The 24,234-nt window shown below is 68.9% G+C and carries 22 protein-coding genes; 11 read left to right on the forward strand and 11 right to left on the reverse strand.

Annotated features, from left to right (window positions below):
* Positions 1–28: 28 nt before the first annotated feature.
* From ASC59_RS06330 to ASC59_RS06340, 3 genes are all read right to left on the reverse strand, one after another.
* Complete coding sequence (locus ASC59_RS06330; RefSeq protein ID WP_055819701.1) at positions 29–898, reverse strand: PHP domain-containing protein; 870 nt, start codon at positions 896–898, stop codon at positions 29–31.
* 67 nt (positions 899–965) lie between these two features.
* Complete coding sequence (gene arfB / locus ASC59_RS06335; RefSeq protein ID WP_055819704.1) at positions 966–1,403, reverse strand: alternative ribosome rescue aminoacyl-tRNA hydrolase ArfB; 438 nt, start codon at positions 1,401–1,403, stop codon at positions 966–968.
* Between the two features lie 228 nt (positions 1,404–1,631).
* Entirely contained in the window at positions 1,632–1,859 is a 228-nt protein-coding gene (locus ASC59_RS06340) for an RNA-binding S4 domain-containing protein (protein ID WP_055819708.1), read from the reverse strand.
* Positions 1,860–1,941: 82 nt separating this feature from the next.
* On the opposite strand from ASC59_RS06340, the gene ASC59_RS06345 reads away from it, so the two are divergent.
* Both ASC59_RS06345 and ASC59_RS06350 read left to right on the forward strand, forming a co-directional pair.
* On the forward strand, positions 1,942–2,973 hold the full coding sequence (locus tag ASC59_RS06345; RefSeq protein ID WP_055819712.1) for an endonuclease/exonuclease/phosphatase family protein: 1,032 nt from the start codon (positions 1,942–1,944) through the stop codon (positions 2,971–2,973).
* Positions 2,974–3,017: 44 nt separating this feature from the next.
* Positions 3,018–4,604, forward strand: coding sequence for an aminopeptidase P family protein (locus ASC59_RS06350; RefSeq protein WP_055819716.1), 1,587 nt, complete (start codon positions 3,018–3,020; stop codon positions 4,602–4,604).
* Position 4,605: 1 nt separating this feature from the next.
* Here the strand turns inward: ASC59_RS06350 and ASC59_RS06355 are convergent, their stop codons facing one another.
* Positions 4,606–5,193, reverse strand: a complete 588-nt coding sequence (locus tag ASC59_RS06355; protein WP_055819719.1) for a general stress protein — start codon at positions 5,191–5,193, stop codon at positions 4,606–4,608.
* A 94-nt stretch (positions 5,194–5,287) separates the two neighbouring features.
* Between ASC59_RS06355 and ASC59_RS06360 the strand changes: the two genes are divergently transcribed.
* Genes ASC59_RS06360 through ASC59_RS06375 form a run of 4 tightly spaced genes read left to right on the forward strand, consistent with a single transcriptional unit; the run spans position 5,288 to position 9,274 of the window.
* Entirely contained in the window at positions 5,288–6,634 is a 1,347-nt protein-coding gene (locus ASC59_RS06360; protein WP_055819722.1) for a magnesium transporter MgtE N-terminal domain-containing protein, read from the forward strand.
* On the forward strand, positions 6,621–7,157 hold the full coding sequence (locus tag ASC59_RS06365) for a DUF1003 domain-containing protein (protein WP_055819729.1): 537 nt from the start codon (positions 6,621–6,623) through the stop codon (positions 7,155–7,157). Before ASC59_RS06360 ends, ASC59_RS06365 begins: the two co-directional genes overlap by 14 nt.
* Positions 7,147–8,334: an Mrp/NBP35 family ATP-binding protein gene (locus ASC59_RS06370; RefSeq protein WP_055819731.1), complete on the forward strand. Its 1,188-nt coding sequence runs from the start codon at positions 7,147–7,149 to the stop codon at positions 8,332–8,334. The genes ASC59_RS06365 and ASC59_RS06370 overlap by 11 nt, the downstream gene beginning before the upstream one ends.
* Positions 8,335–8,338: 4 nt before the next feature.
* On the forward strand, positions 8,339–9,274 hold the full coding sequence (locus ASC59_RS06375; RefSeq protein WP_055819734.1) for a hypothetical protein: 936 nt from the start codon (positions 8,339–8,341) through the stop codon (positions 9,272–9,274).
* 100 nt (positions 9,275–9,374) lie between these two features.
* Here ASC59_RS06375 and ASC59_RS06380 read toward each other — a convergent pair whose 3' ends face one another.
* Both ASC59_RS06380 and ASC59_RS06385 read right to left on the reverse strand, forming a co-directional pair.
* Positions 9,375–10,853: a pyridoxal phosphate-dependent decarboxylase family protein gene (locus ASC59_RS06380; protein ID WP_055819739.1), complete on the reverse strand. Its 1,479-nt coding sequence runs from the start codon at positions 10,851–10,853 to the stop codon at positions 9,375–9,377.
* A gap of 4 nt (positions 10,854–10,857) precedes the next feature.
* Positions 10,858–12,294 carry an MFS transporter gene (locus ASC59_RS06385; protein WP_055819741.1) on the reverse strand — a complete coding sequence of 479 codons (1,437 nt, stop codon included), beginning with the start codon at positions 12,292–12,294 and terminating at the stop codon, positions 10,858–10,860.
* 157 nt (positions 12,295–12,451) lie between these two features.
* Between ASC59_RS06385 and ASC59_RS06390 the strand changes: the two genes are divergently transcribed.
* Positions 12,452–14,002 (forward strand): succinic semialdehyde dehydrogenase, encoded by a 1,551-nt coding sequence (locus ASC59_RS06390; RefSeq protein WP_055819744.1) that lies wholly within the window; start codon positions 12,452–12,454, stop codon positions 14,000–14,002.
* Positions 14,003–14,052: 50 nt separating this feature from the next.
* On the forward strand, positions 14,053–14,640 hold the full coding sequence (locus tag ASC59_RS06395) for a hypothetical protein (RefSeq protein WP_157487935.1): 588 nt from the start codon (positions 14,053–14,055) through the stop codon (positions 14,638–14,640).
* 47 nt (positions 14,641–14,687) lie between these two features.
* On the opposite strand, the gene ASC59_RS06400 is transcribed toward ASC59_RS06395, so the two are convergent.
* Together ASC59_RS06400 and ASC59_RS06405 are read right to left on the reverse strand one after the other, a co-directional pair.
* Positions 14,688–16,127, reverse strand: a complete 1,440-nt coding sequence (locus ASC59_RS06400; protein ID WP_082513438.1) for an HNH endonuclease signature motif containing protein — start codon at positions 16,125–16,127, stop codon at positions 14,688–14,690.
* A 292-nt stretch (positions 16,128–16,419) separates the two neighbouring features.
* Complete coding sequence (locus ASC59_RS06405) at positions 16,420–16,863, reverse strand: twin-arginine translocase TatA/TatE family subunit (protein WP_055819753.1); 444 nt, start codon at positions 16,861–16,863, stop codon at positions 16,420–16,422.
* An 83-nt stretch (positions 16,864–16,946) separates the two neighbouring features.
* Between ASC59_RS06405 and ASC59_RS06410 the strand changes: the two genes are divergently transcribed.
* Positions 16,947–17,579, forward strand: a complete 633-nt coding sequence (locus ASC59_RS06410) for an O-methyltransferase (RefSeq protein WP_055822927.1) — start codon at positions 16,947–16,949, stop codon at positions 17,577–17,579.
* A 228-nt stretch (positions 17,580–17,807) separates the two neighbouring features.
* Here the strand turns inward: ASC59_RS06410 and ASC59_RS16970 are convergent, their stop codons facing one another.
* From ASC59_RS16970 to dapE, 3 genes are all read right to left on the reverse strand, one after another.
* On the reverse strand, positions 17,808–17,981 hold the full coding sequence (locus ASC59_RS16970) for a DUF3117 domain-containing protein (protein ID WP_082467399.1): 174 nt from the start codon (positions 17,979–17,981) through the stop codon (positions 17,808–17,810).
* Between the two features lie 103 nt (positions 17,982–18,084).
* A complete protein-coding gene (locus tag ASC59_RS06415; protein ID WP_235492594.1) occupies positions 18,085–19,338 on the reverse strand; it encodes a mannosyltransferase family protein in 1,254 nt (417 codons plus the stop codon).
* Positions 19,320–20,417, reverse strand: coding sequence for a succinyl-diaminopimelate desuccinylase (gene dapE, locus ASC59_RS06420; protein WP_055819756.1), 1,098 nt, complete (start codon positions 20,415–20,417; stop codon positions 19,320–19,322). The genes ASC59_RS06415 and dapE overlap by 19 nt, the downstream gene beginning before the upstream one ends.
* 56 nt (positions 20,418–20,473) lie before the next feature.
* On the opposite strand from dapE, the gene dapD reads away from it, so the two are divergent.
* Together dapD and ASC59_RS06430 are read left to right on the forward strand one after the other, a co-directional pair.
* The gene (dapD, locus tag ASC59_RS06425) at positions 20,474–21,448 is read left to right on the forward strand and encodes a 2,3,4,5-tetrahydropyridine-2,6-dicarboxylate N-succinyltransferase (RefSeq protein ID WP_055819758.1); all 975 of its coding nucleotides are present in this window, start codon (positions 20,474–20,476) and stop codon (positions 21,446–21,448) included.
* A 172-nt stretch (positions 21,449–21,620) separates the two neighbouring features.
* A complete protein-coding gene (locus tag ASC59_RS06430; RefSeq protein ID WP_235492595.1) occupies positions 21,621–24,197 on the forward strand; it encodes a penicillin acylase family protein in 2,577 nt (858 codons plus the stop codon).
* The last annotated feature ends 37 nt before the right edge of the window (positions 24,198–24,234 follow it).

Here is a 24,234-nt window from a genome sequence, read left to right on the forward strand (position 1 = left end):
GTGTCCGACTTCGTCGGGCACTACTCGATCAGCATGCGTCCGGGTACACCGGCGAGAAGCCCGTGGCCTCGGCGATGAGCTTCTCGAGCACATCCGGAGCAGTGGTGTTCTCCCCGAGTCGGTTCGGCTTGCCCGAGCCGTGCCAGTCGCTCGACCCCGTGATCTGCAGGCCGAAGCGCTTGGCGAGCTCTCTGAGCCGCGCCTTCGCATCGGGCATGTTCTCGCGGTGATCGATCTCGAGGCCGAACAGGCCGTCGTCGACGAGGACACGCAGCCGTTCAGCCGGGATCACGGCCTCGGCACCGCGTGTTCCCGGGTGGGCGAGCACCGGCACTCCCCCGGCCTCGCGAACCAGGCGCACGCCCTCTCGGGGATCGGGCGCGTAGTGCGGCTGATAGTAGCCCCGGCGCCAGTGCAGGATTCCGGCGAAGGCGTCCGACCGGTTCGGCGCGTGCCCCCTCGCCACGAGGGCATCCGCGATGTGCGGCCGTCCGACCGTGGCGTTCGGGGTGGTCTGGGCCAGCACGTCGTCCCAGGTGAGGTCGTAGTCGCGCGAGATGCGTCGCACGATCTCCTCGGCCCTCGTGAGTCTCGCGGCGCGGATGCGGGCGGTCTCGATCTGCAGTGCCTCGTTGGCCGGATCGAAGAGATAGGCCAGCATGTGCACGCTGGAGAACTGCACCTGCGTCGAGAGCTCCATGCCGGGGATGAGGGTGATTCCGACCCGCTGCGCCTCGAGCGACGCAGCAGACCAGCCCGACGTCGCATCATGGTCGGTGATCGCCACGGTGCCGAGTCCGGCCTCTGCCGCCTGCCGTACGAGCTGGGTGGGCGACTCGGTTCCGTCTGACACGCTCGAGTGGGCGTGCAGGTCGATCGGACCACGGAATCGCTGCATCCCCCCATGCTAGGACGGGGCGGGGGTCGCGCCGGGACGGCCGGCTCTCGGATCAGTCGGCTCTCGGTCAGTCGTCCGGCGCCCGGCGCAGTCGCTTGACGTCGGTGCGCCGCTTCTTGGCTTCCAGGCGCCGTTCCGTCGCACCCCGAGTCGGCCTGGTCTGCCGTCGCGATGGGGAAGGCGGTCGCAGCGCCTCGGCCACGATGGCCGCCAGGCGGGCTCGGGCGGCATCCCTGTTGCGCACCTGCGCTCGATGTTCGGATGCCGCGATCGTCAGGACCCCGTCGACCAGGCGACCGCTCAGACGCTCCGCGAGCCGTTCTCGCTGGACGGCCGTGAGAACGGCCGACCCCGCCACATCCCAGACGAGCTCCACCCGGGAGTCCGCCGTGTTCACGCCCTGACCGCCAGGACCGGACGACCGCGAGAAGCGCCAGAACAGCTCGGACTCGGGGATGGTGAGTCCGGCGTCGACCTTGAGGCCGGGACGGTGGGTGGCGGGCATGGATCCATCATGCTCCCCCGCCCTTGATAGACCTTCCGGCGCGTGATTGGATGCCGCATGACCTACGCCGTCGTGTCCGGCATCCGAACCTCTGATGGCCGAGGTTGGCGACGACCCCTTCACGACCTGGGACGAGCAGCACATCGACGGACTACGCGGAACCGTGCTCCAGCCGTCGTCCGGCTGCGGTTTCCGGAATGCCGGCGGAACGGGGTGCCATCGGTCCCGTCACGACGAGACGCGAACCCTGTGCCCCTCGAAGCTGACGACGTCTCCGTGCTGCAGCTGCCGCCCACGGCGACGATCCACTTCGCCGTTCACGGTGACGTCACCGTTGGCGATCGCCTCCTTCACGTCTCCACCGGAGTCGAGGAGCCCGGCGAGCTTCAGGAACTGCCCGAGACGGATGCCGTCCCCATCGATGGGGATGTCGTCGATCGGAGCAGCGTTCGTCATCCTCGAATGCTAGTCGCCCGGCCGACAGCCTCTCGCGTGCCTCGGGCATCCCCCCAGCGTTCTCGCCTAGGGTGAGCTGGCCATGGTCGCTCGTCTCGTCGCCCCCGTCGTCGCGCTCGTCGCCGTGCTGTTCGCTCTCGTGCTCGTGTGGCCGGCATGGTTCGGTCTGCAGGACCAGTTGGTCGTGGCGCAGCTCATCGCCCTGCGTGCACTGCTCGCCATCGGCGCCGTCGCCGCGGCCATCGTGCTGGCGCTGCTGGCGCTCGTGCGTCCTCTCCGACGCACCGCCGTGCTGCTCGCCGTGGTGCTGCTCGTCTTCGCGGTCGCGAACGCGGGCATCCTGGCCGTCCGCGGATTCACCCAGCAACCGGCATCCGCGGAGCAGAAGACGGCGGCGGACACCATCACCGTGCTGAGCTGGAACACCCTGGGCGGTTCCCCTGGCGCCGATCAGGTCGCCCAGCTCGCCCTCGAGCGCGGTGCCGACATCGTCTCCCTGCCCGAGACGACCGATGCCTTCGCCACCGAGGTCGCCGAGCTGATGCGAGACGGCGGCAGCCCGATGTGGGCCCTCGGCCTGTCGTTCAGCGAGATCTACGAGGCGCGTTCGACCGCGGTGCTCATCAGCCCCGACCTCGGCGAGTACACGGTGAAGTCGGCCGGCGGCACCGGCCCTCCCGGCAACACAAACGTCTCTCCGACGGTCGTTGCCACACCGGACTCCGGTGACGGTCCCACCATCGTCGCCGTGCACGCCGTCTCGCCGCTGCGCGGGGAGATGACCAACTGGCGCAGTGACCTCGACTGGCTCGCGGCGCAATGCGGGGCGGACGGCGACGTCATCATGGCCGGCGACTTCAACGCGACTCTCGACCACATGATCGGACGGGGAACGGATGGCGGCGTGCTCGGCGCATGCCACGATGCGGCCGCCGTGAACGGAGCCGCCGCCCTCGGCACCTGGCCGAGCGACATCCCGATGCAGCTCGGTTCCCCGATCGACCACGTCATGGCCACCGACGACTGGACGGCCGTCTCCTTCGAGGTCATCACGAGCCTGGACTCGGTGGGCAGCGATCACCGACCGATCGTGTCGACGCTCACTCGATCCTGACGCCCACCACCCGCCAGCCGGCGAGCGGTGCGAGAATGTCAGACATGGCCACGAGCACCGACACCTCTGTATCCGCACGCCCCGAGAACGACCTCGCTGAGACACCCGAGGCGACCACCGAGGCTCCCCGCGCCACGTCGAACCGGTCGACGACGCCCGGGTCCGAGGGCTTCAAGGCGTATATCGGCGGCCAGTGGGCCGAGCGCATCGAATCGGTACCGGCTGCGCGCGAACAGGCGAGCTTCGCCGCGGAACGCCGCGCCAGGGTGTCGGCGGCCTTCCCCGGGCAGCGCCTGATCATTCCCGCCGGAAGCCCCAAGCAGCGCTCGAACGACACCGACTACCCGTTCCGCGCGCACTCCGCCTTCTCCTATCTCACCGGCTGGGGGTCGGATTCCGAGCCCGGTGCCGTGCTCGTCTTCGAGCCCACGGCCGACGGCCACGACGTCACCCTCTACTTCCGGGAGCGCGCGGGCCGCGACTCCGACGAGTTCTACGCGAACCCCGAGATCGGCGAGTTCTGGATCGGCCCGCGGCCGTCGCTCGCCCAGGTGGCCGGCGACCTCGCCCTGACCACGAAGGGCATCGCCGATCTCGAGGCCGTCATCAGGTCGGTAGACACCGCCACGCTCCTGGTGCGTGAAGCGGATGCCGCCATCGCCGAGCACGTCGATGACGCACGCCTGCGGTTCGCGGCCGAGCAGGCGCTCTCCACGAACGCCTCGGACAGCGCGTTCAGCATCGAGGTCGGCAGCGAGCATGCCCCAGACGCCAAGCTCGCCGAGGTGCTCAGCGAGATGCGACTGGTGAAGGACTCCTACGAGATCGAGCAGATGCGCCTCGCCGTCGACGCCACGCAGCGCGGCTTCGAGGACGTGCTCGGCGAGCTCGATCGCGCCACGTCGGTCGAGCGCGGCGAGCGCATCGTCGAGGGCGTCTTCAACACGCGCGCCAGGCTCGACGGCAACACCGTGGGCTACGACACGATCGCCGCATCCGGAGTGCATGCCACGATCCTGCACTGGACCCGCAACGACGGCGCAGTGAAGCCCGGTGAGCTCATCCTCCTCGATGCCGGCGTGGAGGTCGACAGCCTCTACACAGCCGACATCACCCGCACCCTGCCGATCAGCGGCCGGTTCAGCGCCGAGCAGCGCCTCGTCTACGAGGCCGTGCGCGAGGCTGCGGATGCGGCGTTCGCCATCGTGCGCCCCGGCATCATCTTCCGAGACGTGCACGCCGCCGCCATGGCGGTCATCGCCAAGCGCACCGCCGAGTGGGGATTCCTGCCGGTGAGCGCCGAGGAGGCCTTGAAGCCCGACAACGAGCACCACCGCCGCTACATGGTGCACGGCACGAGCCACCACCTCGGCATCGACGTGCACGACTGCGCGCAGGCGCGTCGCGAGATGTACAAGGACGGCGTCGTCGAGGAGGGCATGGTCTTCACCATCGAGCCCGGCCTCTACTTCCAGAGCGATGACCTCACGGTTCCGCCCGAGTTCCGCGGCATCGGCGTGCGCATCGAGGACGACATCCTGGTGACCGCTGACGGCGCCGAGAACCTCTCGGCCGGCATCCCGCGCACGGCCGACGAGGTCGAGGCCTGGATCGCCGCCAAGCGCGGCTGACTCAAGTCGCGCGCGGTTCGTCCATCCCGGGGTCGGCCGGCAGAGGATCGCCGGGCTGCGGTTCCGTCTGCTGGTCCGCCGCGGGCTCCTCGGCGGCATCCGTCGCGCCCGAGAGCACGTTGCGAGCACGATTGACCAGGGCACCGTCGACGATCACCTGATAGTTCGTCGCGATCACCTGCATGGTCGACGTGAAGTCGCGGCGTCGGCGGTTGACGGCGTAGGTCACGATGCCGAACAGCATACCGAAGCCGGCACCGATCAGCACTGCAGCCAGCACCAGGGCCAGGTCCACCCCCGTCGCCACGAAGATGAACATCAGGAGTCCGAAGAAGACGCCGAGCCAGGCTCCGGATGCGGCTCCTGCGAGGGCTGCTCGTGCATAGGTCATGCGTCCGGTGACGTTCTCGACGGTCTTCAGGTCGTTGCCGACGATCGAGAGCGACTTCACCGGGAAGTCGGCGCGCGCCAGCACGGCGACGGCGTTCTGGGCCTCGGCGTAGGTCTCGTACGTCGCCACGATCTCACCGCGCGGCAGCACGGGCGACGTGGCCGGTCGGCGACCAGCGAAGGGATTCTGGTTGCTCATGCTCTCGATTCTCCCACGCCGCTCGTGAGGCGAGCGGGGAGCACGAACCGAAGCGGCGGCGACCGAGCGGGGCTCGAGGGCATAGATTTGTCTCGTGAGTGCCACGAGAGTGTTCGTCGCCCGGCTGGCCGGGTGCGCCGTCTTCGACCCCGCGGGTGACAGGGTCGGCAAGGTGCGCGACGTGCTCGTGGTCTATCGGCGCGCGGATGCCCCGACAGTCGTCGGCCTGATCGTCGAGATCCCCGGCAAGCGCCGCGTCTTCGTGTCGATCGGCCGTGTCACCAGCATCAGCGCCGGCCAGATCATCACGACCGGACTCATCAACGTGCGTCGCTTCGAGCAGCGCGGCGGTGAGGTGCGGGTGATCGCCGAGATGCTCGGACGCCGGGTGCTGTTCGCCGACGACTCCGGTGAGGCCATTGTCGAAGACGTGGCGATCGAAGAGGTCGCTCCGAACGAGTGGCAGGTCAGCCAGCTCTTCGTGCGCCGCCCCAAGAGCGGCGGCTCCCCGTTCGCCAAGGGTACGACGGCCTTCGTGAGCTGGCGCGAGGTACGCGAGAGCGCCGTCGTCGGCGAGGCGCAGTCCGCGGAGCAGCTCATCGCCACCTACTCCGAGATGAAGCCGGCAGACCTGGCCAACACTCTGCTCGACCTTCCCCAGGAACGCCGCCACGAGGTGGCGGAGGAACTGTCTGACGGCAGGCTCGCCGACGTGCTCGAGGAGATGCCCGAGAGCGACCAGGTCGAGATCATCGGCCGCCTCGACGACGACCGCGCCGCCGACGTCCTCGACCAGATGCAGCCCGACGACGCCGCCGACCTCATCGCCCAGCTGCCGGAGGAGCGCGGCGAGCACCTGCTCGAGCTGATGGAGCCCGAAGAGGCCGACGACGTGCGCATGCTGCTCAGCTACGCGCCCGACACCGCCGGTGGCCTGATGACCACCGAGCCGATCATCGTGTCGGCCGATGCCACCGTCGCGGAGGGCCTCGCGCTCATCCGTCGCCATGAGCTCGCCCCCGCCATCGGCGCGGCGGTCTGCGTGACCCTCCCGCCCTTCGAACCGCCGACAGGGCGGTTCCTCGGCATGGTGCACTTCCAGCGGATGCTGCGCTATCCCCCGCACGAACGCCTCGGCACGCTGCTCGACCAGGGGCTCGACCCCGTCACCGTCGACGCATCCGCCGCCGAGGTCTCGCGCATCCTGGCGAGCTACAACCTCGTGTCGGTTCCGGTTGTCGACGACAGCCATCGCCTCGTCGGGGTGGTGACCATTGACGACATCCTCGACTACCTGCTCCCCGACGACTGGCGATCTCACGCCGACGACGACCACGTCTCGAGACGCGCGGCCGCCCGTGCGCAGCTGAAGACGGGCAGCATCCCGATCCAGGGCCAGCCTCAGAAGAACGGAAGGAGGAACGCCAATGGCACGCGCTAGCCGATCCGACCAGCGTCTCGACGCCCCGAAGGGACTGCGCAACTCCGCCAAGCGCAACCGCGCCTCCAAGGACCGCTTCGGGCGCTTCACCGAGGGCGTCGCCCGCGGCATGGGCACACCCTGGTTCCTCCTCGGGCTCTCCCTCTTCGTGATCGCCTGGATGGCGTGGAACACCCTCGCTCCGGAGTCGTGGCGCTTCGACTCCATCTCGCTCGGCTTCATCGCCCTGACGCTCGTGCTCTCCCTGCAGGCCTCCTATGCGGCTCCCCTCATCCTGCTCGCGCAGAACCGCCAGGACGACCGCGACCGCGTGCAGATCGAGCAGGACCGCCAGCGCTCCGAGCGCAACCTCGCCGACACCGAATACCTCGCGCGCGAGGTCGTCGCCCTGAGGCTCGCCATGCGCGACATGGCCTCGAAGGACTTCATCCGCTCCGAACTCCGCGCCCTGCTCGAGCAGCTCGACGAGCGCTCAGACGACCGCGACGACGAGACGACGGACGCCGAGCCGAATGCCCGCTGACGCGACCGCCGATCCCGCACTCGAGGGCCGCGTGCTGGCCGCACTCGCGAGCGTGATCGATCCCGAGATCCGCAAGCCCATCACCGAGCTCGACATGGTCGGCGGCGTCATGGCTCGCGCTGACGGTGGCGTCGACGTCGGCATCAAGCTGACCATCGTCGGATGCCCAGCGGCAGACCGCATCGAGCGCGACGTGCTGGCGGCCGCTGAGGCGGTCGTGGGCCCGGGGCTCGCATCCGTCGACGTCACGATCATGACGCGGGAGGAGCGCACCGCCCTCACCGAGAAACTCCGTGGCGGCAAGGCGAAGCGCGGCATCCCGTTCACGGCCGAATCGCTCACCAGGGTCTACCTCGTGACGAGCGGTAAGGGCGGCGTCGGCAAGTCGACCCTGACGGCCAATCTCGCCGTCGCCCTGGCCGAGTCAGGTCTCCGGGTCGGCATCGTCGACGCCGACGTTCACGGCTTCTCGATCCCGGGGATCCTCGGACTCGTCGAGACGGATGCGGCCAGCGGCGTCCAGCGGGCGACCCGTCCGACGCAGGTGGGCGACATGATCCTGCCGCCCGTCGCTCACGGGGTGAAGGTCATCTCCATCGGCATGTTCGTCGAGCCGGGGGCCGACGGCTCCGGCGTCGCGGTCGCGTGGCGCGGTCCCATGCTGCACCGCACCATCCAGCAGTTCCTCACCGACGTCTACTTCGGCGACCTCGACGTGCTCCTGCTCGATCTGCCACCCGGCACCGGCGATGTGGCCATCTCGATCGGACAGCTGCTGCCGCACGCCGAGGTGATCGTCGTGACCACTCCGCAGCCCGCAGCCGCCGACGTCGCCGAACGCAGCGCGCTCGTCGCCCGGCAGACGGGCCAGCACGTCTACGGCGTGATCGAGAACATGTCGGGCCTCCCGCAGCCCGACGGCAGCGTGCTCGAGCTCTTCGGCTCGGGTGGAGGAGCCGAGGTGGCCCGACGGCTCTCGGCGAGCGGAGCCGACGTGCCCCTGCTGGCTCAGATCCCGCTCAGCATCGCACTACGGAGTGGCGGTGACACCGGAGAGCCCGTCGTGCTCGCTCACCCGGAGGAACCGGCGAGCCGCGCCATCCGCGCGGTCGCCGACACCCTGGCCACTCGCTCGCGCAACCTGTCCGGGCGCCCACTGCCCTTCTCGCCGAGGTAGCACCGTGACCCGCCTGCGTCGTCGTGAAGTCGCCGGAATCGGCGTGGGCGGCATGGGAGATGGGCGCGGCCCGCTCATCGTCGCAGTCATCGCACTGGCGGCATCCGTGCTGTCCGGCTGCAGCGGCGCGGCTCCCCCGCCGTCGGCGTCGCCGCCGAGCTTCAGCGCCGAGGCAGCCATCGTTCAAGGCCGCACGGACTACACCCGTGGCGTGTTCTCGATGGCGATCACCAACACCGGAGACGGCCCGCTCACCATCGTCGATGCCGCCTACACATCGCCGAGGTTCGCCGAAGCGGCCGAGCGCACCGGAGAATCCGTGACGCTCGCCGCCGGCCAGCGCATCGATCTGCGGTCCCCCATCCCTCCCCTGGCCTGCGACTCGGCTGCCGCCGACGGCACCGGCGAGATCGGAACCATCGAGTTGATGGTGACGGATGGCTCTCCCGACGCAGAACCGACGGAGCTGTCGCTCGTGCCCACCGACCCGAACAACACCGTCGACAGGCTGTTGCGCGAGGGCTGCCTCGTGAACGACGTCGATGACGTCGTGGCCATCGCGCCACCCACGGCGTTGCGCGTCGATGGGAGCGGCGCCGACGCCGAGGCCTTCATCGACCTGACGTTGACCCCGACTGGTGGGACCGGCAGCGCGACGTTCACGGGAGTGCGCTCCACCACCCTGATGTCACCGGCCGACGGAGCAGACGGCTGGCCGCTCGGATTCACTGCGGATGCGGCATCCGCGGTGCGGGACATCACGCTGCCGATGCGGCCGACCCGGTGCGATCCGCATGCGCTGGCCGACGACAAGGTCGGCACCGTGCTCGTGATCGATGCCACGACGTCGACGGGTCGGGAGGGGCGCTACCTGCTGCCCCTGCCGCCCACGGTCAAGGCTGAGGTGTACGAGTACATCACTACGGTCTGCGGCGATTGAGATGTGGCCTCGATGCGGCGGCTCGCTCCGCGGGAACCCGGTGATCGAGTAGCGCCCGACGCAGTCGGTCGCGTATCGAGATCATCCTCGTACCGTCTGCTCAGACGGGCTCCACCAGGCGCGCCAGCAGCTCCGTGAGAAGGCGCTCGGCCAGTGCCGGCGGCAACGCCTCGATGAGCGCGAGCAGCGGAGCGAGCTCGGCAGGGAGCCCCGCTTCGCCGGCGCCGATGCCCACGGCGGCCAGCAGCCCGGCCGACTGCTCGGAGTCGGGCAGTGCGCCGCCGAACGCGGCCAGGAGTGGGCCGAGAGCCTCGATGATGCCGTCGGCCGACGCCCGCGGCACTCCGCGCACCTCATCGGCGGCGGCAACGAGTGCAGCCGTGAGAGCCGGAAGCTGCCCCTCCGTCACCGGCGTGATCGTGAGGTGCGTCGTGTGAGGCACCCGCGTGCCATCGGCCTGAGTGAGGCCGGGCTGAAGCTGGATGATGAAGCCGTGACGGCGAACCGCATCCGCCCACCGGTGCGGGTCGATACGGCGGTCGGCTGGAACGGACTCGTCGGCAGCCGCGGCGAACAGCGGGCCGACGGGGTCGCCGACCACGCGCAGGCCGTCGATGCCGTCCACGACGGAGACGAGGGCGACGGTCGCCCGTTCGGCCGCGGCCGTGAGCGCTGCGAAGCCGTCGGCGCCCAGGGCGTGCACGATGGCCCAGGCCGCAGCGAGCGGTGCGGCCGACTTCGATCCGAGCATCGTCGGGTTGACCACGGGATATCCCATCCACCGGGTCGTCGCGAAGTACTGCATCCGCTGCCGATCGCGACCGCGCTGCAGCAGCACCGAGGCGCCCTTGGGCGCGTAGCCGTACTTGTGCAGGTCGGCCGAGATGCTGGTGACTCCCGGCACCCGGAAGTCCCAGGCCGACAGCTCGCCGCCGCGCCACCACGGCAGAGCGAAACCGCCGATGCAGGCGTCGACGTGACATGCGACGCCTCGCTCGGCGGCGAGGGCGGCGACCTCGGCGATGGGGTCGAACGTGGCAGTCGGGTACGACGGAGCGCTCACGACGACGAGGGCGACGGATGCATCCAGTCGGGCGGCGATCGCCTCGACCGCAGGAGCACCCGTCGCCGGGTCGACGGGCACCAGGTCGAGTTCCAGACCGAAGTAGTGGGCGGCCTTGTGGAATGCCGCATGAACCGTCGTCGCCGCGAGCAGGCGGGGCACTCCGGTGCCACCGGCGGCGCGCCAGACATCACGAGCCGTCTTCACCGCCAGCAGGCAGCTCTCGGTACCGCCGGTGGTGATGGTGCCGACCACGTCCGAGTCACCATGCAGCACGTCGCGGGCGAAGCCGATGAGCTCGCGCTCCATCACCGCGATCGAGGTGAAGGTGGTCGGGTCGAGGCCGTTGAGGGGCTGCACGGCACGGATCGCGGCGGCCGCCAGCTCGTCGAGCTCGGCGAGTCCTGAATCGTAGACGTAGGAGAGCACACGACCACCGTGGGTCGGGGCATCCGCTCGCCGAAGCTCGGCCAGTCGGTCGAGGATGTCTGTCGGGTTCTGGGCGAAGGCGGTCACGCTCTCACTGTCCTGTCTGTGGTGCGAGTTCGTCGGAGCTGGATGAACGGAGGAGGTCGATGTCCCCTCGGCGCAGGCGGTAGCCCCGAAGGGTCAGGATGCTGGCGAGGATGATGACGGCGGGAACGACGCTGAAGCTCACCACGATTCCGGCGACGGCGGATGCCGGCTGGGTGACGACCTCGGCTCCGGCCGACTGCACGTAGCCGGTGACCGCGAGCACGACCGAGAGCGCCGTCGCCCCGAGAGCCATGCCCGTGGTCTCCCCGGCGGTCCACATGCCGCCGAAGGTCCCTGCTCGTCCCGGCCCCGCGGTGACGGCGTCGTGGGAGATGACATCGGGGAGCATCGCCATCGGGAGCGACTGCATTCCGGCGTAGCCGGCGCCGGCGAGCGCAACGGGCAGGTAGACCCAGCCGGACGGAGCCCAGAGCATCCCGATCAGGGACAGCGCTGCGATGCCGTAGAGCGTGCTCGCGTAGACGTAGCTGCGCTCCTTGCCGATCCGTCGTGCGATCGCTCCCCAGAGGGGTGCGAACACCAGCGCCGGAGCGATGAGGGCGATGAAGAGGAAGGTGAGCGCGTCGTCGGAGTGCAGCACCCACACGGCCACGTAGTTGGCGGCGGCGAGCATCATGCCGGTCGCCAGTCCCTGGAGCAGGAACGTGGCGAGCAGGGCGCGGAACGGCTGGCTGCGCCGCAGGGCGCCGAAGCCCTCGGCGTAGTACCGGCGGAGAGAGACCTTGTCGGGCGCTGCGCCGGATGCCGCATCCGTCGGCGTCGGCGTCTGGGTCGTGACGGCCTGGCCTCGACCACGCCGCGGAACCGACACGAACACGGCGACGAGCATTCCGAGGCCGATCACGACGCCGGCGACGACGGCCATCACGATGTAGCCGACGTACTCGTCATCGGTGACCGAGCGGAGCGCCGGCCCGCCGGCACCGAACAGGAGGATGGCCAGCGTGAGCACCACGACGCGCCAGGTGAGCAGGCGCGTGCGCTGGTCGTAGGTGTCGGCGATCTCAGCCGGAAGGGCGATGTAGGGCACCTGGAACAGGCTGAAGGAGGTGGCCGTGAGCAGGAAGGCCACGAACACCCAGATCCCGGCGGCGAGCGGCGGAATGCCGGCCGGCACCGAGAAGGTGATGACGAAGAACAACGGGAGCGTGCATGCTCCGAGCAGCATGAAGCCGCGTCGGCTTCCCGTGCGCAGCAGCCAGCGATCGCTCCACGCGCCGATGAGCGGGTCGATGATCACGTCCCACACCTTCGCGAGGGTGACGAGCAGGCCGGCCATCAGTGCCGCGACACCGAGGGTGTCCGTCAGGTAGAACACCAGGACGAGTCCCGGCAGCGTGGCGAAGCCGCCGGTCCCCAGGGATCCGGCGGCATACCCTGCGACGGTGGTGCGCGTGAGCACCCGCGGCGTTGCGATCATTGCGGCAGTGTATCCGCCGTTTCGGGCGCCGGCCGACAGCGAGCGAACGTGAGTGAACCTCGTGGCGGATGCGGCGCATCGACGCGGGCTGATTCCTCCCGGATGCGGCCTGCGAAGAGTAACCGATGAAGTGGGTCAGTTGTCCTAGAATGGCGCAATGCCCGCAACGATGCCGGATCTCGCGATCCTGAACGACCTCGACGCCGACGTCTGCTCGACGTCGGGCGCCTCGAAGACAGTGATCGCCCCGCTCACCGGGACGGTGCTCCATGAACTTCCCGTGAGCACGCCCGATGACGTCGCTGACGCCTTCGCCCGTGCTCGGCTCGCCCAGTTGGCGTGGGCCCGTGCCGGCTTCGCCGCCCGCCGCGCCGTGCTCCTCCGGGCGCACGACGTGATCCTCGAGCGCCGCGATGAACTCCTCGACATCCTGCAGTCCGAGACGGGCAAGACCCGCGGACAGGCGTTCGAGGAGGTCTTCCAGTCGGCCACCGTCACCCGCTACAACGCTCTGTCGGCTGCGAAGGCCCTGCGCGGCGGCCGCCGCCGATCCGCGCTTCCCCTCATCGTCGACACCACGGTGCGCTACAGGGCGAAGGGCGTCGTCGGCATCATCACCCCGTGGAACTTCCCCCTCAGCCTCGCCGCCATGGATGTCGTTCCGGCACTCGCTGCCGGCTGCGGCGTCGTGCAGAAGGCCGACGACCAGGGCGCTCTGAGCGTGCTCGCTCTCCGTCGCGCATTCATCGATGCCGGCCTCCCGCCCGAGCTCTGGTCGGTCGTGACGGGAGACGGTCCGGTCATCGGCGGCGCGGTCACCGCGAACGCCGACTACATCTGCTTCACCGGGTCGACGGCGACAGGCCGCAGTGTGGCCGTCGCAGCGGCAGAGCGACTCGTCGGTGCCTCCCTCGAGCTCGGCGGCAAGAACGCCATGATCGTGCTCGACGACGTCGATCCCCTCAAAGCCGCTGCGGATGCCGCATACGGATGCTTCGCCTCGGCCGGGCAACTCTGCGTCTCGGTCGAGCGCATCTACGTGCAGCGTGGCGTCGCCCGCGCCTTCACCGAGGCGTTCGCAGCCCGCGTCGAGTCGCTGCGGTTGGGCTCGGCGTTCGACTACTCGACTGACGTCGGGTCGCTCACCAGTGCGGCGCAGCTGGCACGCGTGCAGGCTCACGTCGACGACGCCGTCGCGAAGGGCGCAACCGTGCTCGCTGGAGGCAGGGCGCGCCCCGACCTGGGTCCGTACTTCTACGAGCCGACAGTGCTCACGGATGTCACCGACGACATGGCCTGTGCAGCCGGCGAGACCTTCGGTCCGGTGGTCTCGGTCTACACGGTCGACACCGACGATGAGGCCGTGATCGCCGTCAACGACTCCGACTACGGGCTGAATGCGTCCGTCATGAGCGGCTCCACCTCGCGAGCTCGCGCCGTCGCCTCGGTCATCGATGCCGGCAGCGTGAACATCAACGAGGGATACCGGGGATCGTTCTCGACGGTCGACGCCCCCATGGGCGGGATCAAGCAGTCGGGACTGGGTCGTCGAAACGGACGCGAAGGCCTCCTCCGATTCGTCGATGCCGTCACGGTGTCCCGATCGACCGGTTTGATGCAGTTGCCCCGCACCGGTGCCGAGTTCTCCTCGATGGCCGGCCCGATGGTCCTTCTCGCTCGGGTCATGAAGGGCGCCCGCCAGCGCTGATGATGCCGGTGAAACTGCCACCCGCGAGAGCGACGCGCTGGTCGCGAGCCGTGCCGTTCGCCGCCACACCGCTGGCCATGGCCGCCATGGTGTTGTCCGGCGAAGCAGACTTCAACGGCGTCGTCCTGCCGTACGTTCTGGTTCCTCTTGCTGTTATGGGCCTGGCCCTGTCGACGATTCAGGTCGTGTCCGTGACCGCCTCCAGGCGATTGATATCCTCCATACGACTAAGCCTCGGTAGCGACACCGACATCTTCGCCATTCTCAGGACACCACGTCTGGCAGCCGAGTTGGAGACGGTGGATGAGTTCGCCGCGAGCCGCCTCCGCCAGCGCCTCGTGCGATACGCGGCCATCTCACTCGATGACGACGGGATCGCCTTCTGGGACTGGAAGGACGGAGCGATGGAGGTCTACTCAGTCCCGTGGGCGAGGGTGCTCTCGGCGGCCCCGGGCACAACGGAACTGCCAGCTGATCTGTATCGGTGTCTGGATCTGGACATCGCAGCTCCCGCCGCGACGATGCCCATCGTCGTGCTGGACGAGGGGCGAATGGGTCCCCGTCTCACCTCGGACACGCGTTTCGCTTCCTTGCTCGACACCGTCCGCGGACGCGTGGTCGTGGCCAGCGCGATCTGAAGGGCGATTCGATTTCGGCTCACCGGCTCACCGGCTCGCGCGGACCATCACTGCCGCAACCGCCTCGTGACGGCGTCGACCCGGCGAGTGGTCGAGGCTCGGGCCGGCCGCCAGACCTGGGGACCGAGCACAGGTGGCGGCATGATCTCAGGGTGTCCGTGGACCATGCGGATCTGCCATCCGCTGGTGGTGATGGTGCGGTGGTGGAACCAGCACAGAAGCACCCCGTTCGACACGTGCGTGGCCTTCACGACCGCCCAGGGCACGACGTGATGGGCTTCGGTGTACTGGGGTGGCATCCCGCAGATGATGCAGCCGCCGTCGCGTGCAGCCATCGCACGACGCTGAGTCCGGTTGAAGCACCGTTCCGTGGTTCCCAGACGCTGGATGGCGCCGTCGGCGCTGATCGCGACGGCTTGGATGCCGTTCGCGCAGCACAGTTGCTCCACCGCTCCGCTCGAGACCGGGGCGTCGAGGCCGTCGATGTGACCGGCACCGGTGACCGAACCGGTGGTCTCGTCGAGGTCGGCTGCCAGCACATGGGTGACCATCGTCGCTGACGCCCCGTTCAGAGTGGGCAGTTCGCCGGAGCGGCCCGCCAACGCGAACAAGGCGGCGACGGCGTCGTGCTGTCGTTGCGCCCGACTACGCGGATCGCGCGGGCCCTCGGTCGCTTCGAGTGCGGCACGTTCGTCGTCGGTGAGGAAAGTCAGTGAGGAGCGCACATTGCACGTCGCATCGAACACAGCCTGCACTTGTCCGGCGACTTCGGGAAGCAGGGCTCCGCTGATCGGGATGAGGCCGTTCTTCGGGCGGTGAAGCCGGAACGCCCGCGACTCGAACTCCGTCACCGACGGTTCGGCACCATCCGGGTTCAGCACCTGCACCCAGACCGACGCCTGATCATCGGTCTCGGTGGGCGTCACCGGCGGCAGAGCCGGGGCATCCGCGCCCGGTGACACTCCGATCGCCGAGCACACCAGTTCGTACTCGGCGGGCAGGAACTTCGACAGGGTGTCTGTCGGAGCGCCCACCATGGCCTTCGACAGCGCGGTCGTGATGGTCGTAGCTGAATCCAGACCCAGCCGACCGGTGGCCAGGCCGCGGCGGACGACATCGAACGGAGCTGGCAACGCCTCCCCGATCAGTGACAACCCCCGTCGGGTCTGGGTGCCCAGCTTCAACCGAGCACGAGCGGTCTGAGGGGAGACTCGGACGACATGTTCCAGCAGTTTCCCGGGGGTCGAGCACCCGAACCGTTCGGGCAGAGCACTCGGGCCCAGGATCTTCCGCGACCGGTCAGCGACCTCTCCGGCGTACGCGATCCGGCCGGCATCGACCAGACGCCCGAGTTCCTCCATCAACGCCGCACCCGAGAGCAAGTCCTCATCCGTGGCCGACGGCAGCACTCCCACGGCGGTGGTCTCCGCCAGCAGCGGTGTCGCCGCAGCGATCGCCTGCCGCATCCGGGACTGGAGTGCTTCCATGCCTTGACACTACGGGTACCCACCGACATTCAAGCCGGGAAATACGTAGCTTGACCGGGATGTTTTCACCCACAGGCTGTGGAAACCGGGTAACGCAGCGGGGGGTGTGGAGGAGGGGCGTTTGCAGAGCGGGGAGCCGGGCGGACAGTGGTCTCGATACGCGTCCTCGCTGCGCTCGGTCGCTACTCGACCAGCGGTGAGAGACTGCGCTCGGCGCTACTCGACCAGCGGTCAGAGACTGCGCTCGGTCGCTACTCGACCAATGGTGAGGTACTGCGCTCGGTCGCTACGGCTAGGTCGCCTCTGAGTCGAACGGCGTGGGCATCGCCGTCATCTCGGCGGACCGCTTCTTCTGCAGGTAGGCCGAGTTCGGGTTCACCCCGATGGTTCCGGATGCCCCGGCCACTCCGGCGGCGGTCCCGGCCGCCCCTGCCGCAGCCACGACGGGCGCGCCCGATCGCGACACGGTCGGGGTTGCAGGCTCGTCGTCCAGCAGGGCCTCGCGGATGATGCGGCGCGGGTCGTACTGGCGCGGGTCGAGCTTCTTCCAGTCGACGTCGTCGAAGTCGGGACCCATCTCGTCGCGCATGCGATCCTTGGCGCCGTTCGCCATGTCGCGCAGCTGACGCACGAGCCGTCCGAGCTGCGCCGCGTAGTGAGGCAGCCGCTCCGGTCCGAGCAGGAACACCGCGATGACCCCGATGATGAGGAGTTTCTCGAAGGTCAGCCCGAACATGCCATCAGGATAACCCGCGGCGAGGCATCCACCCGCCGCTCGGGGCCGGCTCTAGGCTGGGATCGATCATCTTGGGAGAGAACGTGTCTGACAAAGACCTCAACTGGAAGTACGTCGACGACATCGTCGGCGAGCCCGAATCCATCGCGAAGGCGCGTCTGCAGTCGCTGGAGTTGGGCATCGAACCGATCTCCCCGGCCATCGGAGCGCAGGCGGCCGTCATCGCCGCTGCGCACTCGGCTTCGGCGATCGTCGAGATCGGCACCGGCGTCGGAGTCTCCGGTCTGTGGCTGCTGCGCGGAGCCCCGGATGCGACCCTCACATCCATCGACTCCGAGGTCGACCACCAGCAGCACGCCCGCACGAACCTTCTCGACGCCGGGATCGCCGCCAACCGCATCCGGCTGATCGCCGGGCGCGCAGGCGAGGTGCTCCCCCGCATGAACGAGAACTCCTACGACGTCGTCTTCGTCGACGCCGATCCGCAGTCGGTCATCGAGTATGTCGAGCACGGACTGCGCCTGGCCAAGCCCGGCGGCACCGTCCTGGTGCCGCACGCTCTCTGGCGGGGCCGCGTGGCCGACCCGGCGCAGCGCGACGAGGTCGCCAGCGGCTTCCGCTCTCTGATCACGGAGATCTCGGGCTCGACGGCAGTGCTGAGTGCACTCTCACCGGCCGGCGACGGCCTCCTGCAGATCTCGAAGCTGCTCTCCTAGCGGGGCGCAGGCTCGCGCGCCCCGGCAGGCGCAGAGGCTCGCGGGCCGGCATCCGTCGACACCGGATGCGGCCTCCCGGCGAGCACGCGGCACTTCCCGGCCAGCGAACGGCACTTCTCGGCCAGCACACGGGACTCGTCGCCGAGCGCCGGGCCGCAGACCGTGGATGAGACGCAAAGAGCTGGCCCGGTGCCTCTCGGCTCCGGACCAGCTTCACATGTGCGCAGGCTAGACCGGCGCGACGACCTTCTCGAGGGCGTCGTGCAGTTCCTTGGCCTCAGCGTCGTTGACGGAGACGACCAGGCGTCCCCCGCCTTCCAGTGGAACGCGAACGATGATGAGACGCCCCTCCTTCACGGCCTCCATCGGTCCGTCACCAGTACGTGGCTTCATCGCCGCCATTGAGTTCCCCTTTCGTGGCAAGACTGCTTCCATTATCCCCTGCTGGGAGTACTATCCGAAATCACGGGCGTGCCCCCAGTACGCCCGCGCGCTCGTGGCGCCGTCACGGCGGGCTCCAGTCGTAGCCGATGTAGGCCCAGCAGATGTACAGCCAGCCCCATTGCAGAGCGATGAACACCAGCACCAGCACACCGCGATACAGCCGTGAACGCGGCTGAGCGAGCGCACCCAGCAGCGGGAACAGCGGGGTCAGCAGCCTGAAGGTGCTCGACTGCGGGAAGAAGACGGCGAGCAGGTAGAGGGCGTAGCTCCCCAACCAGAAGCGCAGGTCGATGCCCAGTCGCCGCACCGCCGGCAGGAACAGCACGGCGCCGAAGCCCACGATCAGGGCTGCGACGACGATGTAGCCGGTCGGCGACCCGAGCCACCAGGCTCCGCTCTGGAACCAGGCCGTGAACGGGATGAGCTCCTGGTACCCGATGTAGGGCGCGCGCCAGGCCAGCTCGGTATCGGTGTACGCGGTGATGCTGCCGGTCGCGACCCACGCTGCAGCCGGCCACGCCAGGCCCATCAACCCGGTGAAGACCGTGACGGCGACGGATGCCCCCATCTCGCGTGCGGGGAACGGATCGCGCGAGCGGGTGAACCAGCGGTGGATGACGTGCAGGCCGAGCGCGAGGGCGAAGGCGAGACCACTCGGTCGGGTGAGAGCCATGACGGCGACGACGGGGAACAGCAGCCAGTACCGCCTGCGCACCAGGAGCAGCAGCGCGAGGGTGAGGAGGAACAGGTACATCGCCTCCGCGTAGCCGACCTGCAGGATCGGCGACAACGGCGCGAAGCAGAACAGGGTGACGGCGAAGAGGGTGGTCGAGGCATCCAGGCGTGTGCGGAGCAGTTGGTGGAACACCAGGGCTGCTCCGAGACCGAACACCACGGAGACGAAGACGGAGAGCACGCTCCACTGCAGTCCGGTCACCTCCATGAGCACGCGCACCAGGGCTGGATAGCCGGGCATGAATGCCCATGCGTTCTCGCCGATGTGGCCGTCATCCGTCAGCGGGAGCTCGCTCGGATAGCCGTAGCCCGCGATGATCTCGTACCACCGGCCGTCCCAGAGGTTGGCGAACGCGGCGTACGACGGGTGAGCCCCTGTCCAGGGGTTCGCCTGCTGGATGCCGGAGAGGACAAGCATGAGCACCGTCGTCGCCACACGCGACACGGCGTAGACGGTGACGACCCTGAGCCACCAGGGCATCATCCGCCAGCGCACGACGACCGCGAGCGGGAGGAGTCGCTTCTGCGGCCGTTCCGAGGTGCGCCGCTCGGAACGGCGGGTCAGCGCCCGTTCAGCCATGTACGCAGCGCCCTGGCGCACTCGGTGATCTGCTCGACGGGCACGCGCTCCTGGTCGTGGTGGGCGAGCAGAGGGTCTCCGGGGCCGTAGTTGACCGCCGGGATGCCGAGGGCGCTGAAGCGGGCGACATCGGTCCAGCCGTACTTGGGCTTCGCCTCGGCGCCCACGGCTGCGAGGAACTCCTGGGCGAGCTCGGCGTCGAGTCCCGGCCTGGCGCCCTCGGCCTGGTCGACGACGGTCAGCTCGTACTCGGGGAAGAGCTCGCGCAGGTGATCGATGGCCTCGGCAGCCGTGCGGCTCGGGGCGAACCTGTAGTTCACATGCACCATGACATCGTCGGGGATGACATTGCCTGCCACTCCACCCGTGATGCCGACGGCGTTCAGGCCCTCCCTGTAGACCAGCCCCTCGACCTCGACCGATCGCGGCTCGTAGGCCGCCAGCCGGTCCAGAAGCGGGCCGACCTTGTGGATGGCGTTGTCGCCGACCCAGGATCGGGCCGAATGCGCCCGCCGGCCGAAGGCGCGCAGCTCCACCCGCAGCGTGCCGTTGCAGCCGCCCTCGACCGATGCGTTGCTCGGCTCGCCGAGGATCGCGAAGTCACCGTCGAGCAGATCGGGACGGGTGAGAGCGAGGCGCCCCAGTCCGTTCTTGTCGGACGAGACCTCCTCGCCGTCGTAGAACAGCCAGGTGATGTCGACGATGGGGTCCGTGAGCACCGGAGCGAGGGCGAGTTGCACGGCCACCCCGCCCTTCATGTCGACGGTTCCGCGGCCCCAGAGGTAATCGGCACCGTCTTCGGTCTCGAACCGGGTGGGCAGGTTGTCCTTCAGCGGCACCGTGTCGATGTGACCGGCGATGACCACGCGCCTGTCCCGTCCGAGGTTCGTGCGGGCGACGATCGTGTCGCCGTCGCGGATGACCTCGAGGTGCGCGTATCCGGCGAGCGCCGTGGCGATCGCATCCGCCAGTGGCGTCTCGTTCCCGGAGACCGACTCGATGTCGCAGATGTCCCTGGCGATGGCGACGACGTCTGCCGACAGGTCGAGCACGGGCGTGGAGACGTCGTTCACCGGCATGGCTCCAGTCTATTGATCGCGGTGGCCGCCCTTCCGCCGCCGTTACGCTGGGTGGCATGCCTGCGACTGACGCCTCAGCACCTCTGTCCGCCCGCGCCGCTTGGGGGCACGGCCTCGCCACCATCGCCGGCGACGGCACCGTGCTCGACACCTGGTACCCGGCGCCTCGACTCGGCGCTCGCCCGGCAGCGGCAGCCGTGCCTCCCGATCTCGAGAGCACCGCTGGCCCCGACGATCGACGGAACGTCCGCACCGAGGTCGTCACTGTCGAGATCGACCTGGATGCGGCGCCGTCATCGACTCCCGACGCCTACCTCCGGCTGCACCTGCTCTCCCACCTGCTGACACCGCCGAACACGCTGAACCTCGACGGCATCTTCGGCCACCTCCCGAACGTCGCCTGGACCACCGCGGGACCGGTGCACCCCGACGACTTCGCGCGCCTCCGCCCGACCCTGCAGCGCGCCGGCATCAGCGCCACCGGACTCGACAAGTTCCCGAGGCTCATCGACTACGTCGTGCCGGAGCGGGTGCGGATCGCGGATGCCTCGCGCGTGCGCCTCGGCGCGCACCTCGCCCCCGGAACCACGGTGATGCACGAGGGCTTCGTGAACTTCAATGCCGGCACCCTCGGCACCTCGATGGTGGAGGGCCGCATCTCGCAGGGCGTCGTCGTGGGCGACGGCAGCGACGTCGGGGGCGGCGCCTCCATCATGGGCACGCTCTCGGGTGGCGGAACCCAGCGCGTCAGCATCGGCGAACGAGCCCTGCTGGGCGCGAACTCGGGCATCGGCATCTCGATCGGCGACGACACCGTGGTCGAGGCCGGCCTCTATGTGACCGCAGGCACCAAGGTCGTCGTGGTGGAACCGACGGGGGCCGGCCAGAACCCGATCCAGCGAACCGTGAAGGCTGCGACCCTGTCCGGAGTGCCCAATCTCCTGTTCCGCCGCAATTCGGTGTCGGGCGCCGTCGAGGTGCTCGCGCGCAGCGGACGCGGCGTTCTCCTGAACGAGGCCCTGCACGCCTGAGGGCGCCCTAGGCGTACTCCCCTCGCGTGCGCTGCAAGCCGGGGAGGCGATCCGATGAGTCTGGGTTCGGTGGGCATCCGCGGGCGAGACTCATCGGATGGCTTCCCCGGCGACACCGCGGTGAACGGATAGGCTGCCCAGACTGCACAGGCACCGATCACGAAGGAGTGACGTGGGCACCGACTCCCCTCGCACGAGCAGGCACCGCGGCACGAAGGTGGTGATCGGCGTTCTCGTCAGTGTGCTGGTGCTCGCCGTCATCGCGGCAGGCGTCGGCGTCTGGACGGTGACCCGCTCCTTCCCGACCATGTCCGGACGCGTCGACCTCTCCGGGCTGCACCGTGACGTCACCGTCTACCGCGACTCGGCCGGCATCCCGCAGATCGCAGCCGAGACCGCGCCCGACCTGTTCATGGCCCAGGGCTACGTGAGCGCCCAGGACCGCTTCTGGGAGATGGACTTCCGCCGCCACGTGACGAGCGGTCGGCTCTCCGAGCTGTTCGGCGAGAGCCAGGTGCCCACCGACACCTTCATCCGCACCCTCGGCTGGCGTGCCGTCGCCGAGAAGGAGGTCGAACTGCTCGACGAGACCACGCTGAGCTACTACCAGGCCTACGCCGATGGCGTGAACGCGTACCTGAAGAGTCATTCCGGAGCGGACATCTCGCTCGAATACGCCGTGCTCGGCCTGCAGAATCCCGGCTACACCCCGTACAAGTGGACCGTCGCCGACTCGCTCGCCTGGCTGAAGGCCATGGCCTGGGACCTCCGATCCAACCTCGAGGACGAGATCGACCGGGCTCTGCTCTCGACGGCGCTCAGCCCCGACGAGGTGAAGCAGTTGCACCCCGAGTACCCGTACGACACTCACCCGACGATCGTCGGCGGGGCCGTCGCGGCTCCCGCATCCCTCTCGTCGACTCCCCTGTCGAATACTCCCCTGTCGGATGAGGCGACGACGGATGCCGCCACGGCGGCGGCCCCGGCCCTCCGCCAACTCCAGAGCACCCTCGCGGCACTCCCCGAGCTCATCGGGCCCGCTGGCAACGAGATCGGCTCCAACTCGTGGGTCGCTGCCGGCGCGCTCACCGACACCGAGGCGCCCATCCTCGCCAACGACCCGCACCTCGGAGCCGTGATGCCCTCGGTCTGGTACCAGGTCGGGTTGCGCTGCGTCGAGGTGACGGCGGAATGCCCGTTCGCCGTGGCCGGCTACAGCTTCTCCGGAGTTCCCGGAGTGATCATCGGACACAACGACACCGTGGCGTGGGGCTTCACCAACCTGGGGCCCGACGTCGCCGACCTCTACCTGGAGAAGGTCTCGGGCGACGAGTACGAGCTCGACGGAGCCCAGGTCGGGCTGCGCTCGCACACCGAGACCATCACCGTCGCCGGCGGCGACCCCGTGGACATCGAGATCCGCGCGACGGAACGCGGCCCCATCATCACAGGGATCACGGATGCCTTCGGCACGATCGCCGCCGACTATCCGGCCTCCGCAGACGTGCCGGCCGGGGACTACCAGCTGTCGCTGCAATGGACGGCATTGACGCCCGGCCGAACGGCCTCCTCGATCTTCGCACTCGACAAGGCGCGCAACTGGAACGACTTCCGGGCCGCCGCCGCCGTCTTCGACGTGCCGTCCCAGAACCTGCTCTACGCCGACGTCGACGGCAACATCGGATACCAGGCGCCCGGCCTCATTCCCGTGCGCAAGGCCGGCGACGGCACACTTCCGCTGCCCGGCTGGACGAGTGCGAACGGCTGGAACGGCTACATCCCCTTCGGCTCGCTGCCGAGCCTCCTGAACCCGGCCAGCGGGCTGATCGTGACGGCGAACAATGCCGCCGTCGGTCCGGACTACCCATCACTCGTCACGAAGGACTGGGACCTGGGCTACAGGGCCCAGCAGATCACGACCCGCCTTCAGGACGTCATCGCGGCGAAGAAGAAGATCTCCGTGAAGACGATGGCCTCGATCCAGGCAGACACGGTCGACCTCAACGCCGTGGCCCTGGCTCCCGTCATCGCGAAGCTGAAGCTGTCGGGCGACGCGAAGAAGGGCGCAGCGCTGCTCGAGGACTGGGACCACCGGGACGACGCTGACAGCGCAGCAGCGGCGTACTTCAACATGACCTGGCGGCACCTCCTCGCGGCGATGTTCGACGACAAGCTTCCGGAGGGCACCAAGCCAGCAGGCGGAGACCGCTGGTTCGGCGTCGTCGGCTCACTTCTCGACGAGCCGGACTCGCCATGGTGGACGAACGAGAAGCTCGGCATCGAAGGACGGGACGCCATGCTCGCGTACGCCGCGGAGAAGGCATACGACGAGGGCGTCGACGCGATGGGCAGTGATCCGAAGCGCTGGACGTGGGGCAGTCTGCACACCCTCGAGCTGACCCACGCGAGCTTCGGCGAGTCCGGCATCGCCCCCATCGAGTGGCTGTTCAACCGGGGGCCGTATCCTGTCGGCGGGAGCTCATCGGTCGTGAACGCCGTCGGCTGGGATGCCACGGAGAGCAGCTACGACGTGCACTGGGTCCCCTCGATGCGACAGGTGATCAGCCTGGCCGACTTCAACGATTCGACGTGGATCAACCTGACCGGCGCATCCGGCCATGCGTTCCATCCGAACTACGACGACCAGACGCCCCTGTGGCAGACGAACCGCACCCGCCCCTGGAAGTTCACACCCACGGCCGTGGAGAAATCCGCCAAAGACACCCTGGTGCTGAAGGCCGAGCAGTAGGCCGCGCCGTCGTGACGACCTGCGTCGTGTCGCCCTC

Source organism: Leifsonia sp. Root1293 (genome assembly GCF_001425325.1).
In the GTDB taxonomy this organism is placed as follows: Bacteria; Actinomycetota; Actinomycetes; order Actinomycetales; family Microbacteriaceae; genus Orlajensenia.